16 protein-coding genes are annotated in these 13954 nt (G+C 45.5%); 11 read left to right on the top strand and 5 right to left on the bottom strand.

The window, feature by feature from the left end; all coding sequences use genetic code 11:
* Window positions 1-10 precede the first annotated feature (10 nt).
* The 4 genes from moaA to B6A14_RS03555 are packed head-to-tail and all read left to right on the top strand — an operon-like array spanning window position 11 to window position 3362.
* Window positions 11-1138, top strand: coding sequence for a GTP 3',8-cyclase MoaA (gene moaA / locus B6A14_RS03570; RefSeq protein WP_087909087.1), 1128 nt, complete (start codon window positions 11-13; stop codon window positions 1136-1138).
* On the top strand, window positions 1138-1743 hold the full coding sequence (mobA, locus tag B6A14_RS03565) for a molybdenum cofactor guanylyltransferase MobA (protein ID WP_087909086.1): 606 nt from the start codon (window positions 1138-1140) through the stop codon (window positions 1741-1743). The genes moaA and mobA overlap by 1 nt, the downstream gene beginning before the upstream one ends.
* Window positions 1740-3056, top strand: a complete 1317-nt coding sequence (moeA, locus tag B6A14_RS03560) for a molybdopterin molybdotransferase MoeA (RefSeq protein WP_087909085.1) — start codon at window positions 1740-1742, stop codon at window positions 3054-3056. The genes mobA and moeA overlap by 4 nt, the downstream gene beginning before the upstream one ends.
* Window positions 3057-3068: 12 nt before the next feature.
* A complete protein-coding gene (locus tag B6A14_RS03555) occupies window positions 3069-3362 on the top strand; it encodes a hypothetical protein (protein ID WP_087909084.1) in 294 nt (97 codons plus the stop codon).
* 88 nt (window positions 3363-3450) lie between these two features.
* Here B6A14_RS03555 and B6A14_RS03550 read toward each other — a convergent pair whose 3' ends face one another.
* Window positions 3451-4437 (bottom strand): 2-hydroxyacid dehydrogenase, encoded by a 987-nt coding sequence (locus tag B6A14_RS03550; RefSeq protein WP_087909083.1) that lies wholly within the window; start codon window positions 4435-4437, stop codon window positions 3451-3453.
* A gap of 221 nt (window positions 4438-4658) precedes the next feature.
* Between B6A14_RS03550 and B6A14_RS03545 the strand changes: the two genes are divergently transcribed.
* The 3 genes from B6A14_RS03545 (at window position 4659) to B6A14_RS03535 (ending at window position 8431) form a co-directional block, all read left to right on the top strand.
* The gene (locus tag B6A14_RS03545; RefSeq protein ID WP_087909082.1) at window positions 4659-5774 is read left to right on the top strand and encodes a TRAP transporter substrate-binding protein; all 1116 of its coding nucleotides are present in this window, start codon (window positions 4659-4661) and stop codon (window positions 5772-5774) included.
* Between the two features lie 115 nt (window positions 5775-5889).
* On the top strand, window positions 5890-6558 hold the full coding sequence (locus tag B6A14_RS03540; RefSeq protein WP_087909081.1) for a TRAP transporter small permease subunit: 669 nt from the start codon (window positions 5890-5892) through the stop codon (window positions 6556-6558).
* Entirely contained in the window at window positions 6551-8431 is a 1881-nt protein-coding gene (locus tag B6A14_RS03535) for a TRAP transporter large permease (RefSeq protein ID WP_087909080.1), read from the top strand. The genes B6A14_RS03540 and B6A14_RS03535 overlap by 8 nt, the downstream gene beginning before the upstream one ends.
* 89 nt (window positions 8432-8520) lie before the next feature.
* Here the strand turns inward: B6A14_RS03535 and B6A14_RS03530 are convergent, their stop codons facing one another.
* Window positions 8521-9060, bottom strand: a complete 540-nt coding sequence (locus tag B6A14_RS03530; RefSeq protein WP_087909079.1) for a hypothetical protein — start codon at window positions 9058-9060, stop codon at window positions 8521-8523.
* Between the two features lie 187 nt (window positions 9061-9247).
* Here B6A14_RS03530 and fdxA point away from each other — a divergent pair, with 187 nt between their 5' ends.
* From fdxA to B6A14_RS03510, 4 genes are read left to right on the top strand one after another with little or no spacing between them, the layout of a single operon-like run.
* Window positions 9248-9571: a ferredoxin FdxA gene (gene fdxA, locus B6A14_RS03525; protein WP_087909078.1), complete on the top strand. Its 324-nt coding sequence runs from the start codon at window positions 9248-9250 to the stop codon at window positions 9569-9571.
* Window positions 9572-9597: 26 nt separating this feature from the next.
* Window positions 9598-10644 carry an NAD(P)/FAD-dependent oxidoreductase gene (locus B6A14_RS03520; protein WP_087909077.1) on the top strand — a complete coding sequence of 349 codons (1047 nt, stop codon included), beginning with the start codon at window positions 9598-9600 and terminating at the stop codon, window positions 10642-10644.
* A 35-nt stretch (window positions 10645-10679) separates the two neighbouring features.
* Complete coding sequence (locus B6A14_RS03515) at window positions 10680-11474, top strand: thymidylate synthase (RefSeq protein ID WP_087909076.1); 795 nt, start codon at window positions 10680-10682, stop codon at window positions 11472-11474.
* Window positions 11475-11490: 16 nt separating this feature from the next.
* Complete coding sequence (locus B6A14_RS03510) at window positions 11491-11979, top strand: dihydrofolate reductase (RefSeq protein ID WP_087909075.1); 489 nt, start codon at window positions 11491-11493, stop codon at window positions 11977-11979.
* Window positions 11980-12025: 46 nt separating this feature from the next.
* Here B6A14_RS03510 and B6A14_RS03505 read toward each other — a convergent pair whose 3' ends face one another.
* The 3 genes from B6A14_RS03505 to B6A14_RS03495 form a co-directional block, all read right to left on the bottom strand.
* Window positions 12026-12868 (bottom strand): peptidylprolyl isomerase, encoded by an 843-nt coding sequence (locus tag B6A14_RS03505; protein ID WP_087909074.1) that lies wholly within the window; start codon window positions 12866-12868, stop codon window positions 12026-12028.
* Window positions 12869-12918: 50 nt separating this feature from the next.
* On the bottom strand, window positions 12919-13239 hold the full coding sequence (locus tag B6A14_RS10380) for a hypothetical protein (RefSeq protein WP_236635645.1): 321 nt from the start codon (window positions 13237-13239) through the stop codon (window positions 12919-12921).
* A 104-nt stretch (window positions 13240-13343) separates the two neighbouring features.
* Window positions 13344-13937 (bottom strand): protein-methionine-sulfoxide reductase heme-binding subunit MsrQ, encoded by a 594-nt coding sequence (locus tag B6A14_RS03495; protein WP_087909073.1) that lies wholly within the window; start codon window positions 13935-13937, stop codon window positions 13344-13346.
* Between the last annotated feature and the right edge of the window lie 17 nt (window positions 13938-13954).

Genomic DNA, 13954 nt, shown 5'->3' with positions numbered 1-13954 from the left:
AATTGAGAACATGGTTGAAAAAGCAATCCCAAAAGTAATCCCGATACGCATCGACGAAGGCAGAGGTCTTACGCCGTCTATTGGCACGCAACTCCATATGCCTCACGGCAATACCCAAGATCAGCGCGGTCGCATCTTACGCGACCTACGCATATCAGTAACTGATCGTTGTAACTTCCGCTGCACCTATTGCATGCCTAAAGAAGTCTTTGATCAGAATTACCCTTACCTCTCACACAAAGAACTTCTGAGTTTTGAAGAAATCACTCGCCTCACTTCAATCTTCTCTAGCTTAGGTGTTGAGAAGATTCGCCTTACTGGCGGCGAGCCACTACTTCGCAAGAATTTAGAAGTGCTCATCGGCATGTTGGCGCAAGTGCGCACGCCAGAGGGCAAGCCACTTGATCTCACCTTAACAACCAATGGCAGCATTCTGCGCAAGAAAGCTGCCGACTTAAAAGCTGCTGGCCTACAAAGACTCACTGTGAGCTTGGATGGTTTAGATGATGTCATCTTCAAAAAAATGAATGATGTTGACTTTCCAGTCGCTGATGTTTTGGATGGCATTGCTGCCGCTCAAGAAGTTGGCTTTGCAAATATCAAAGTGAATATGGTGGTTAAAAAAGGTACGAACGATCATGAAATCGTCTCGATGGCAAGACACTTCAAAGGCAGTGGCGTCATCCTGCGCTTTATTGAGTTTATGGACGTGGGCAGTTCCAATGGCTGGAATATGGCAGAGGTACTGCCATCCAAAGAGGTGATTGCCAGAATCAATGCAGTATTTCCGCTGGAGGCAGCTGAAGCAAACTACTCAGGCGAGGTTGCACAGCGCTGGCGCTATCAGGATGGTTCAGGTGAAGTGGGCGTGATCTCCAGTGTGACGCAAACTTTCTGCCATGAATGCACGCGTGCCCGCATTTCTACTGATGGCCAGATGTACCTTTGCCTCTTTGCAAATGAAGGTTTTGATTTCAAAACTTTATTACGCTCAGGCAAAAGTGATTTAGAGATTGCCAATGCCATCATGAATACCTGGGCAACACGTGATGATCATTACTCTGAAATTCGCGGCTCGAATACTACAAACCAATCGACTAGTTCTCGTAAAGTCGAAATGTCTTATATCGGCGGCTAATGATTTCTTCCGATCAAATTACCGGTCTGATCCTAGCTGGTGGGCGCGCCCAACGCATGGGTGGCATTGATAAAGGATTAATTCCGTTCCTCGGTAAACCTCTGATTGAATCAGCGATTACAAGGCTCAAGCACCAAGTGGGCCCAATGTTGATTAATGCTAATCGCAATATTACTAAATACGCCATTCATAGCCATCCCGTCATCATGGACGAGACTCCGGATTTTTCAGGGCCATTAGCCGGCTTCTCTGCGGGCCTCAAGGCTTGTAACACACCATATATGCTGACTACGCCTTGCGATTCGCCATTGCTACCCAAAGATTTGGGTAGCAGACTAGCGGCTGAAATGCTCCGCGGTGACTTTGAATTGGTATATGCCTCAAGCAAAGAGGCTGATGGCAAGGTATGGGCACAGCCTGTTTTTTGTTTAATGCGTACCAATCTAAACGAATCATTAGAAGCTTTTTTACAAAAAGGCGATCTCAAGATTGATCGTTGGTTTAAAGAGTTGAAGAGTAGTACTGTGGTATTTGATGACACGCAAGCATTTGCTAACGTCAATACCCCAGAAGAATTAAAAGCATTAGAAGAGGCCTTTGTATGAAGTACTCACCCAATAATCCCATTCTTCTTACTTCATCACTGCATGTAGATGAAGCCCGCAAAGCGATCGCGCAATTGGTTAATGAGCTCATTGCAGAATCCAATGCAATTGGTGATGCGAGTGATACTGAAATCGTTTCTTTAGACCAAGCAATCAACCGCATCCTTGCTGAGGATTTACTCTCACCAATTGACGTTCCTGCGGCTGACAATTCAGCGATGGATGGTTATGCCTTTAACGGCCAATGCCTGGGCACAGATGATGCTACGGTCTCCCTCAAAATCATGGGCACCGCCTTTGCGGGCAAGCCTTATGAGGGTAAGATCAATCCCGGTGAATGTCTCAAGATTATGACTGGCGCCGTTATGCCAGCCGGTTGTGACACCGTTATTCCACAAGAGTTCACTAGCGCTCAAACTGAAACACATATTGAGTTTCCTCAAAATCAATTGAAGCCCGGCGAGAATCGTCGCTTACGCGGTGAAGATCTACAGCAAGGTAAACCTGCGATTAGCGCAGGTCGTTTATTACGCCCTTCAGATTTAGGCTTGGCAGCATCCCTCGGAATAGCCTCTCTTAAAGTGAAGCGCAAACTCAAGGTAGCCATTCTGTCTTCGGGAGATGAGTTGCGATCCTTAGGTCAAACCTTGGATGCCGGCAGTATTTATGACAGCAATCGACATAGCCTTACCGGCTTACTCAATCGCCTCAATCTGGAAATCATTGACTGCGGTATTGTGCGTGATGATCCAGCCTCCCTTAAAAATGCATTCATCGATGCCGCCACCAAGGCGGATGTCTTAATCTCCTCCGGCGGAGTCTCTGTTGGTGAGGCTGACTTCACTAAACAAATCATGCAAGAGCTGGGAGACGTCGGTTTTTGGAAGATTGCGATGCGTCCTGGTCGCCCAATGGCTTTTGGAGTTTTCAAGCCCATCGCCGGGAAGTTGCCCGCACGCAAAACATTGTTCTTTGGATTGCCTGGCAATCCAGTAGCAGTGATGGTGACCTTTTATCAGTTTGTTCGAAGTGCGCTCCTGCAACTCAATGGCGCAAACCAGACTGAGCCACCCATTACTCAGGCAATCTCTGAGGCACCGATTCGCAAGAAAGCGGGTCGCACCGAGTTTCAGCGCGCTATCTTGGGACGTAATGCTGATGGTCGACCAACCGTCAGGCTCACAGGCAGTCAAGGTGCTGGCATTTTGCGCTCCATGAGTGAGGCAAATTGCTTTGTCATTCTTGCTCACGACCAAGGAAATATTGCTGCCGGGGACTGGGTAGATATAGCGCTTTTTGATGGACTGCTTTAAGATTGCGTCATCATGAAACTTAGCAAAAAAGAACTTGTCTTTCTCGACCCAATGCACACTGCCAAAACGCTCGTCTTGGTTTATCTCTGCTTCTCCGTTCCAATCGTTTTATTGGCCTTATTTGTTGCATTCATTCGTGATGGTGCCATTCCAGGATTTACTGTGTTATCCGCACTCATTCTCAACGCCTTATTAGGCTTTGGCTTACTGTGGATCGCTTGCAAGGTTTACAACTGGGTGGCCGGAAAATTTGGCGGTATCGAATTGGCGCTGCGCGACTTACCAGAAGAGATTGAAGCTGAGTAATTAAAAACTTCAATAACTACATAGCAATAAAGCCGAGCATTGCTCGGCTTTATTTTTACGACCTTATAAATTCAAGCTTAATTATTCTCTAGCCCTTAAATACCTCTTTATTAATCAGACTTGGGGGTTGCTTGCCATCTATTGCAGCACGCAAATTCTCCACCGCTAAATCGATCATCGCTCGACGTGTCTTTTCAGTAGCGCTAGCAATATGCGGAGCCAAGACAACATTACTCAACTTCAATAGCTCTGGATGAACTTTAGGCTCACCTTCAAAGACATCTAAGCCAGCAGCAAAAATCTTTTTCTCTTTGAGTGCTTGCGCTAATGCCGCATCATCCACAATGCCACCACGCGCAATATTCACCAGGGTTGCAGTCGGTTTCATGAGGGCAATTTCTTTTGCGCCAATGGTGTGATGATTCTCCGCTGTGTATGGCAATACTAGGATGACGTGATCAGCAGTGCGCAGCAATTCTTCTTTAGATACATAAGTTGCACCGCAGGCCTTTTCATCAGCCTCAGGCAAGCGACTGCGATTGTGATAAATCACCTTCATTCCAAAACCTAAGGCACGCTTTGCAATGCCTTGGCCAATGCGACCCATACCAATAATGCCCAGCGTGCTGTGGTGTAAATCCATACCTAGAGGATTCGTCACGATGGACCACTTGTCCCAATTACCATCTCTAATCCAGCGTTCAGATTCAGTTACGCGCCGGGCTGTAGCCATCAATAAGGCAAAACCAAAATCAGCTGTGGAATCCGTTAATACATCCGGAGTATTGCTAGCCATGACACCAGCCGTGGTAATTGCGGGCACGTCGAAATTGTTATAGCCAACTGAAATATTGGCCACGATCTTGAGATTTTTAGCATTGGCTAATGCTGCTGCATCAATGCGCTCACTACCCGTTACCAATGCACCATCTACGTTTGCCAGTTCTTTTTGCAACTCTTCTGGCGTAAACACTTGATCGGCCTGGTTAGAACGAACGTCAAAAGACCCTTCTAACTTAACGAGTAAATCCGGAAATATTGCTCTTGCTACTAAAACTTTTGGCTTGTTGCTCATCTGCGTCCTTGTATTGATCTGCTCAGCGGTTCGCCGGCGCTCCCGTATATTAAATTGATCTTGAAAAAAATGATGGTGACATTTTGATGCACTGCACAATAAAAAGACCACTTTAGCAAGGGGAAACCCTCAACCCTATTTAACCCGTTTTAGAATATTCTCTTTGTAGGATTTGTTTCATCCAGTAGTTAATTTTATAAAAATGACCCTAGGAGATTTTGATGTCAGATACGAATAACACTAGTCCACGCCGTAAGTTTCTAAAGAACGCTGCCGTTGGTAGCGCCGGCGCAGCTGCAATGGGCTTCCCAATGATTTCTACAGCGCAAACTGTTAACTTGCGCTTCCAGTCAACTTGGCCAGCTAAGGATATTTTCCATGAGTACGCTAATGACTACGCAACTAAAGTAAATGCGATGTCAGGTGGTCGCCTGAAAATTGAAGTGCTGCCTGCTGGTTCAGTAGTCAAAGCTTTTGATATGTTGGACGCAGTTTCTAGCGGTACATTGGACGGTGGTCATGGCGTTTTAGCTTACTGGTACGGTAAGAGCCCAGCCCTAGCACTTTGGGGATCTGGTCCTGCTTTCGGTATGGACGCCAACACCCTCCTGTCTTGGAACCAATATGGTGGTGGCCAGCAGTTACTTAATGAAATTTACAACGACCTCAAACTCGACGTAGTCTCATTCCCTTATGGCCCAATGCCTACACAGCCATTAGGTTGGTTTAAAAAGCCAATCGCTAAGGCTGACGACTTGAAAGGTTTGAAGTACCGTACTGTTGGTCTCTCTATTGAGATCTTCACAGATATGGGCGCATCAGTACAAGCATTGCCTGGTGGCGAGATCATCCCAGCAATGGACCGCGGTGTTCTAGATGCTGCTGAGTTCAATAACGCAACTTCAGATCGTATCTTGGGCTTCCCAGACGTTTCTAAAGTCAACATGCTCCAGAGCTTCCACCAATCTTCAGAGCAGTTTGAAATTATCTTCAATAAGAAGAAATTCAATTCTTTGCCAGCTGACCTCCAGGCTATCCTGAAATACGGTACTGAAGCAGCTTCTGCAGATATGTCCTGGAAGGCGATTGATCGCTACTCCAAAGACTTCGCTGAGCTCCAAACTAAGGACAAGGTTAAGTTCTACGCTACACCGAAGTCCATTTTGGTAGCCCAGTTGAATGCTTGGGACAAGATTATTGCCAAAAAGGCTGCCGAACTCCCAATGTTCAAGAAAGTCCTGGATTCCCAGAAAGCCTTCGCTCAGCGCGCAGTTCGCTGGGATTTGCTAGTTAACGTTGATATGAAGATCGCTTACGACCATTACTTCAAAGGCTAAAATGCTTTTATAATACTGGCAGTATGCATCTTGACCGGACGGCATCCCCGTCCGGTTTTTTTTATATTTCCCCAAGTGAAATAGATAGTTAAAAAGTTGTTTTAGGAGATTAGTTATGGATAAATTCATGCTAAGAGTAGACGAGATCAGCACCTTTGTAGGTAAGGCTGCTGCTTGGCTTGTCGTGCTACTAATGCTGATGGTCTTTACAGACGTCGTGCGGCGCTATGCATTTAATTCCCCATCTGCATGGATTGGTGAATTATCAGTGATGGCATACGGCACGCTATTTATGATGTGTGGTGCTTATACCCTTGCGCAAAATGGTCACGTGCGCGGCGACTTCTTATACGGGTCAATGAAACCACGCACGCAGGCAACCTTAGATCTGATTTTGTACATCACCTTCTTCCTTCCAGGAATCACCGCTTTGGTTTATGCCGGTTACACCTATGCCGCAGAATCTTGGCGTATCGGTGAGCACACCACTCAGATTGCAAACGGTCCTCCACTCTATCCTTTCAAAACAATTATTCCAATTGCTGGAGCCTTTGTTCTCTTGCAAGGCATTGTTGAAATCATGCGTTGCGTTATTTGCCTCAAGACCGGCGAATGGCCTGAGCGCTTAAAAGATGCTGCAGAAATTGATGTGGTTGAACAGCAATTAGCCGCGTCTACTCACGTCGATGACGAATCCCGTCAACAAGCAATTAAAAATGCCAAATCTATCGATGAAGCAGCACATCATCGTATTGGCCAAACTAAAGAGATAAATCATGAGTGATCCAATTCTTGGCCTAGTCATGCTTGGCTTGATTATTGTGGTAATCATGCTGGGCTTTCCAACTGCCTTTACCCTGATGGGTCTAGGCATGATGTTTGGTTTTGCAGCCTTCTACGATCCTTCACAAAGCTGGACTGCAAACAAAGTATTTACTCTGATGGTGCAAAGAACGTTCGGGGGTATGACTAACGATGTCCTGCTATCCATTCCGCTCTTTGTCTTAATGGGCTATGTGATGGAACGAGGGGCACTGGTAGATAAGATGTTCTACAGTATCCAGCTAGCATTCCGTCGTTTGCCAGCTTCATTAGCGGTAGCTACATTGATTGTTTGTACCTTCTGGGGTATTGCAAGTGGTCTCGTTGGCGCAGTTGTGGTTCTTATGGGTGTGATTGCCATGAAGCCAATGCTGAATGCAGGCTACGATACCCGTTTGGCTGCTGGCGTAATTACCGCCGGCGGTACCTTAGGTATTTTGATTCCGCCTTCAGTGATGATCATTGTGTATGCAGCGGTTGCTGGTCAATCTGTAGTGAAGCTCTATGCTGCTGCAATGGTGCCAGGATTCTTCCTTGCATTCTTGTACTTGGTTTACATCATCGGTTGGGCTTTAATTAATCCTAAAGTTGCTCCTAAGCTTCCTCCTGAGCAACTGATCGTGCCAGTTCCTGCGCCTATTCATTTCTTGCGTGAGAACTATTCACAAAATATGTTGGTTGCGACATTTAAGGCTTTGTTTTCACCTGCCAAACTCATGAATGCGCCTGCAGATGCAAGACTGTCCTTTGGAAAAATTTTCAAAAATGTACTGGCAGCATTAACCCCATTATTTTTGATTGCCCTGACTATGTGGGGCGTATGGTGGTATGTCATTATTCATCAGCAAAACGAAAGAGATGCGATGAATTCTGTTCCAGTTGCGACTCAAGTAGCTAAAGCGTCTACTAGCGCTGCTGAGCCAGTTGAGGAAGAATTGTTATCCATTGACGCTACCTCTAGCAAGATTAAATCCAAAGCAGTTGAAGAAGATGCGCCTTTGGTTGCATTGGATGCTGCCGCCGGTGATGATCCGATTGACGCTGGGGCTGTAGCGGAGGCTAATACCGGGCCGCCAGAAAATTTCGAGTTGTATTTTGGCTTGACTTGCATTCTCTTCGGCTTGCTATTGATTTACTACTACCTCAAGTTTGATGAGGAGCAGTTTGAAATTCTCAAGCTACTGATTGAGTCAGTAATGCCTTTGGGTGTTCTCACGCTCTTAGTTCTGGCAGTGATCCTGCTGGGTATAACTACTGCTACCGAATCTGCAGCAGTAGGTGCATTGGGCGCTTTCATTCTGGCGCTTCAAGCAGGTACCCTGGACTTTGAACGCACCAAGCAAGCGGTTTTCTTAACCGCAAAGACAACCTCTATGGTGTGCTGGTTGTTTGTAGGCTCAGCGCTATTCTCGGCTGTGTTTACTATTTTGGGCGGTCAGTCGATCATCGAAAAATGGGTGCTCATGCTAGACCTAACACCAATTCAGTTCATGCTGCTCTCTCAGGCAATCATCTTCTTCCTTGGATGGCCTTTAGAGTGGACTGAAATTATTGTTATTTTCGTGCCGATTTTCTTGCCTATCTTGGCTCACTTCAATATCGATCCACTCTTGTGGGGAACATTAGTGTTTGTCAACTTGCAAGCAGCATTCTTGTCACCACCAGTTGCAATGTCTGCCTTCTATCTAAAAGGTGTATCGCCACCAGGCGTCACGCTTAACCAGATTTTTGCAGGCATGATGCCTTACATGTTCATCGTGATCGCTTGTATGGCCTTCATGTATGTCTGGCCAGGTATGACATTATGGCTACCGAAGTTCCTCTACGGAGGTTGATTGAGGTAGTTCTAGTAAAAGAAAAGCGCTCCAAACGGAGCGCTTTTTTTATATCTACTAAAGTGAATTAAGTGGCCCAAGCAACTTACCTAAGCAACCTGGTTTAATAACTCGCTATTAGTTTTACCTAGGGCAACAGTAAATAAACCTTGCCAGTAGTTAAATGCAGTGAGCTCGTCTTCATCCAACTCCATCTCAATAAAGGCGGGATGGCGAATCAAAGAAAGCCAGATTCGACAAAACATCTTGTCTTCAAGAGTAGAAGGTTTGCTAACAAAAGGAATTTCTTCAAGGTTAGGAATCATTTCATGAACACCATCCTTGTCAACCATCGTCTGCTTATCACGACTCAAACGCATCATTTCGAGCATTACCCTGCCTAGCTGATCGTAATGTCCACTCCAGCATAGAGGGGTGCCAGCGATCTCTTTGGTGCTTTCTAAATACTTGCGGGCAAATTCACTCCAGGCATATGCCAAATCAAACTCCGTCTTCACCTTAGCGTTTTGCAAGGGAGTAGGCAGATGGGTAGACTTCATTTGCTCCAGACTACGGTCACCCCCAAAGGTGTAGTCAATGATCAATAGTGGTTTTGCTGTTTTATCGATCTGTAGCCGATACTCTTCCATAATCCATTCTTTCCTAGTGGGTTTTATTAATGCCAATCCTTAAAGTGTAATCAATTGAAGCTTGCCTTTGGAAAAGGGGCTTTAGCCCAAGAAATCAGGGCTTTGCCTGAAAAATTGGCTATTTCGGCTAAAATTGAGCTTTTATAACTTAGCAGCCCGGGTTTCAGGGCTATTTAGAATAAACGCCATGACTTACGTTGTTACCGAATCCTGCATCCGCTGCAAATACACCGACTGTGTTGATGTTTGCCCAGTTGATTGCTTTCGTGAAGGCCCTAACTTTTTAGTCATTGATCCGGATGAGTGCATTGACTGCGCCGTCTGTGTTCCAGAGTGTCCAGTAAACGCGATTTATGCTGAAGATGATGTTCCTGGTGATCAACAGTCATTTATCAAGCTTAATGCGGACCTCTCCCCTACTTGGACCTCCATTACCAAATCCAAGGGTGCTCTTCCTGATGCGGATGAGTGGAAAGACGTTAAAAACAAACTCGATCAGCTCGTAAAGTAATTCTTTAATAGCCTTTTCGAGAATTCGTGTTGCAATCACCTACACAAACCGACGCTGTCATTATTGGTGCCGGCCCTGTGGGTCTTTTCCAAGTTTTCGAACTTGGTCTTCTGGAAATTAAAGCGCACGTCATTGATTCCCTTCCTGAGGCTGGGGGTCAATGCATCGAACTGTATCCAGATAAACCTATCTACGATATTCCAGCAATTCCGGTTTGCACTGGACGCGAGCTCACCACTAACCTACTGAAACAAATTGAGCCATTTGGTGCGCAGTTTCATTTAGGGCAAGAAGTTACCCAGCTTGAGAAACAATCTGATGGACGCTTTCTCATTAACACCTCTAAGGGCAATCATTTCTTGAGCAAGACCGTCTTTATCGCCGGAGGTGTAGGAGCCTTTCAGCCCCGTACCCTCAAGCTTGATGGCATAGAGGCTTTTGAAGGTAAGCAGGTGTTCTATAGCGTTAAGCATCCCGATCAATTTAATGGCAAAAAGATAGTGATCTGTGGTGGTGGAGATGCTGCATTAGATTGGGCGCTGCATTTTGCAGATAAAGCTGCCAGTGTTACGCTCATCCATCGACGTGATGACTTTAAGGCAGCGCCAGCATCCATTGCCAAAATGCGCGAGCTTTGCAAAAACAAACAAATGCAGTTATTGATTGGGCAAGTGACGAGCTACGAAGTGGAGAATGATCAGATCACCAAAATAGTGGTGACTGATATTGATGGTCAAGATCAAAAGATGGCAGTAGATGATCTCCTCATCTTTTTTGGACTATCACCCAAATTAGGGCCAATTGCAGACTGGGGTTTAGATATCGATCGCAAGCAAGTCACCGTTGATACCGAGAAATTTCAGACAAGCATTCCCGGAATTTATGCCGTGGGAGATATCAATGTTTACCCAGGCAAGAAAAAACTCATTTTGTCAGGCTTTCATGAGGCGGCTTTAGCAGCCTTTGCTGCGGCCGCTTACCTCAACCCAGAAAAGCCCATCCAGCTCCAGTACACCACCACCTCACCAAAGCTACATAAGGTTCTTGGGGTGAGCCCGCCCACATTCGAGTAAGCTATCCCTAATTACTCATTTTTGCCAATATTTATATGCGCCAATATCACGATCTCATGAAAGAAGTCCTTGCCAAGGGCGTCCAAAAGTCCGATAGGACTGGTACAGGCACAATCTCCGTATTCGGGCACCAGATGCGTTTTAACTTGGCTGATGGCTTTCCGATGGTGACAACTAAGAAGCTTCACCTCAAGTCCATCATCTATGAATTGCTCTGGTTTCTCAAAGGCAGCACCAATAACAACTGGCTTAAAGAGCGTGGTGTATCCATTTGGAATGAGTGGGCTGCCCCAGACGGTGAACTCGGCCCTATTTATGGATATCAATGGCGTTCATGGCCAGCGCCCAATGGCAAACACATTGATCAGATCTCTGAGGTAGTTGAGACGATCAAGAAAAATCCGGATTCACGTCGCATCATTGTTTCTGCTTGGAACGTGGCAGATATTCCCCGTATGGCTTTAGCACCTTGCCATGCCTTCTTTCAGTTCTATGTTGCTGATGGCAAACTCTCGTGCCAACTCTACCAACGCAGTGCTGATATTTTCTTGGGTGTGCCATTCAATATTGCCAGCTACGCCTTGCTCACACACATGATGGCCCAACAATGCAATTTAGAAGTGGGTGACTTTATTTGGACTGGTGGTGATTGCCATTTGTATAGCAATCACTTAGAGCAAGTAGATCTTCAGCTATCAAGAGATTTCTTCCCATTACCAAAACTCAATATTTTGAGAAAACCGGATTCTATTTTTGACTATGAGTTCGAAGATTTTGAAATCCTCGGATACGAATCACACCCACATATCAAAGCTCCAGTAGCTATTTAAGAACAAGAGAGCATTGATGACACAACCTGCTATTTCTATGATTGTTGCGCGCTCACGCAATCACGTGATTGGCCGCGACAACCAAATGCCTTGGAAGATCTCTGCAGATTTGCAGTTCTTTAAGCGAGTGACTATGGGCTATCCAGTCATCATGGGACGCAAGACCTGGGAATCTATTGGTCGCCCACTTCCAGGCCGTCGCAATATCGTGGTGAGTCGTAATGCGCAGTTCCAGCTTGAGGGCGGGGAGCTTGCAGGATCATTAGATGAAGCCCTGAACCGCTTAAGCGAAGCACCGCGAGTATTTGTCATCGGTGGTGAACAGCTTTTTAAGCAAGCTTTTGCTAAAGCAGATCGGCTCTACATCACTGAAATCGATATGGATATAAACGATGGGGATACTTTCTTTGAAGTCCCTGATGCAGCCTCTTGGAAAGAAGTCGAGCGCTCCCCAGGATCTGAAGGCGACATCACCTTTAATTTTGTGACGCTTGAGCGTCAATAAGAAAAAGAGCTCCGACGAGCTCTTTTTTCATCAATGCAAATGCACCTTACTGAATGATGATCTTAGATTCTTTAGCGATCTGAGATAAAAACTCAAATTGCTTTCTTTGTGCCAAACCATTGCGAATTGCAGTCTTAGCTTGCTCCAATGTTGGGGGCTTAGTAGATCTCTTATCTTCTAGCTTCACCAAATACCAGCCTTGCTGCACTTGTATTGGAGCTTGAGAAACCTGACCTTTAGACAGGTTTACCAATACAGCTGAAATTTGTGGGGGAAGCTGTCCTGCTTGAACCCAACCAACAGCGCCGCCCTGCACTCTATTTGGTGCAAGAGAAACACTCTTGGCCAACTGATCAAATGGCTCACCCTTTTTAAGACGGCCCAATACTGCTTGCGCATCTGCTTCACTAGCAGTCGCTATATCACTCACCTTATATTCAACCAACATGCCTTGAGGACCAAGCGAGGCAATTTCTTTGTTGTACTCAGCTTGTATATCAGCATCGCTGATTGGGTTTTGTGCCATAAAGGTAGATAACTCAAGATCCGCTAAGTAATTTTGACGAATGAGCATTAGTTGAGTATTTGCTTTTTCGGAGTTTGCCAAACCATCGCGTTCTGCTCGCTGCGATAGCAGTAATACTTCAATGTATTTCTGAACAACCACTTTGCGCAACTCAGGACTATCTTTTTGTCCTTGAGAAATTGCCATCTTAATACCCTGTTCAACCATATCATTAGTGATGATGGTGCCGTTTACCGAAGCTGCAGCATTAATTGGTAAACCACTTTGCTGAGCATGTGCGACACCAATCAATGCTGCAGATAAAAAACTGGCAGCAAGCAATACGTTGCACTTGGATTTAAATAACTGAATGGCTGGATTCATAAGGCTAGATCTTTCTAAAAATAAGCCTTAATGGTAACAGCAGCCTAGCGCTAGAACCGATAAATGGGGGTGCCTGGCAAATAAGGATCGGCCGATTGGGTTTCGATCGCCTCTGCCTCTTGCTCACCCTGTGGCTGATTAAAGTATTTTGAATCTCCGGATGGCTGTCTACTCAGACCCTGTTTTTGGGGCGGCGCATCCACCGGACCAAATGGACCTTCAGTGAGTGCAACAGGTTGATTATTAAATTCCCTCAATTGCTCAGAAGAATAAACCGGGGAAGTTTGCGACCCCTTTGGCGGCGGTCCCTGCTGTGCTGTAGAGCACCCTACCAATGTAAGACAGAGGGCAAGCTTTAGGGAAATATTCATAAGCCCATTGTATGGGAGTCGCAGATGAAATACTGACAATTTGATTACAACCACTGTATGCAAATTTGCCACTTTTTGCTTGCTATACGAACAAGCCCTAATAATCAGAGACGTATCTTCTGCAAGTAAGTCTTCAACCAAGGTAAGCGACATAACAGCAATAACAAGATGATTGATCCGTAGATAGAGACTGTCTGTAGATCATTTTTACCTGCTTTATGCCACCAGTAATGAATGATTGCTGTACAAGCAAGCATATAAACTAATTTGTGAAGCAAGCTCCAGCGCCTGCCCAAGGCACGAACGGCCCAATGATTTGAGGTGAGCGCTAAAGGAATTAAGAGTACGAATGTCACAAAGCCCATGGTAATAAATGGGCGCTTCAGCACATCAGTCCACATTGCTTGAAGGTCTAAATTTTGATCAAGCCAGAACCAAATGGAAAAATGAAGGCAAGCATAGAAGAAACAAAAGAGGCCAAACATACGACGCCATTGAATCCAGACAGACCACCCAGTAATGAGGCGCATTGGTGTCATTGCTAAAGTAATACACAGAAATACAAGTGCCCACGTCCCAGTAGAACGGGTAATGAACTCAATTGGATTGGCACCCAAATCATCATGGAAGCCAAGCCATATCAAGCGCCCTAATGGCAATAGAGATATGAGAAACAGGGCAATCTTTAAATACTTCATAAGCGCATATTAAACGA

This window comes from Polynucleobacter hirudinilacicola (genome assembly GCF_002192535.1).
In the GTDB taxonomy this organism is placed as follows: Bacteria; Pseudomonadota; Gammaproteobacteria; order Burkholderiales; family Burkholderiaceae; genus Polynucleobacter; species Polynucleobacter hirudinilacicola.
This window is presented reverse-complemented; position numbering and strand designations above follow the sequence as displayed.

What these genes read in the sequence shown, in the direction of transcription:
- moeA (WP_087909085.1), top strand. Translation starts at nt 1,740, where the DNA reads ATGAAGTACTCACCCAATAATCCCATTCTTCTTACTTCATCACTGCAT.
- B6A14_RS03555 (WP_087909084.1), top strand. Translation starts at nt 3,069, where the DNA reads ATGAAACTTAGCAAAAAAGAACTTGTCTTTCTCGACCCAATGCACACT.
- B6A14_RS03550 (WP_087909083.1), bottom strand. Translation starts at nt 4,437, where the DNA reads ATGAGCAACAAGCCAAAAGTTTTAGTAGCAAGAGCAATATTTCCGGAT.
- fdxA (WP_087909078.1), top strand. Translation starts at nt 9,248, where the DNA reads ATGACTTACGTTGTTACCGAATCCTGCATCCGCTGCAAATACACCGAC.
- B6A14_RS03535 (WP_087909080.1), top strand. Translation starts at nt 6,551, where the DNA reads ATGAGTGATCCAATTCTTGGCCTAGTCATGCTTGGCTTGATTATTGTG.
- mobA (WP_087909086.1), top strand. Translation starts at nt 1,138, where the DNA reads ATGATTTCTTCCGATCAAATTACCGGTCTGATCCTAGCTGGTGGGCGC.
- moaA (WP_087909087.1), top strand. Translation starts at nt 11, where the DNA reads ATGGTTGAAAAAGCAATCCCAAAAGTAATCCCGATACGCATCGACGAA.
- B6A14_RS03515 (WP_087909076.1), top strand. Translation starts at nt 10,680, where the DNA reads ATGCGCCAATATCACGATCTCATGAAAGAAGTCCTTGCCAAGGGCGTC.
- B6A14_RS03540 (WP_087909081.1), top strand. Translation starts at nt 5,890, where the DNA reads ATGGATAAATTCATGCTAAGAGTAGACGAGATCAGCACCTTTGTAGGT.
- B6A14_RS03530 (WP_087909079.1), bottom strand. Translation starts at nt 9,060, where the DNA reads ATGGAAGAGTATCGGCTACAGATCGATAAAACAGCAAAACCACTATTG.
- B6A14_RS03495 (WP_087909073.1), bottom strand. Translation starts at nt 13,937, where the DNA reads ATGAAGTATTTAAAGATTGCCCTGTTTCTCATATCTCTATTGCCATTA.
- B6A14_RS03510 (WP_087909075.1), top strand. Translation starts at nt 11,491, where the DNA reads ATGACACAACCTGCTATTTCTATGATTGTTGCGCGCTCACGCAATCAC.
- B6A14_RS03505 (WP_087909074.1), bottom strand. Translation starts at nt 12,868, where the DNA reads ATGAATCCAGCCATTCAGTTATTTAAATCCAAGTGCAACGTATTGCTT.
- B6A14_RS10380 (WP_236635645.1), bottom strand. Translation starts at nt 13,239, where the DNA reads ATGAATATTTCCCTAAAGCTTGCCCTCTGTCTTACATTGGTAGGGTGC.
- B6A14_RS03545 (WP_087909082.1), top strand. Translation starts at nt 4,659, where the DNA reads ATGTCAGATACGAATAACACTAGTCCACGCCGTAAGTTTCTAAAGAAC.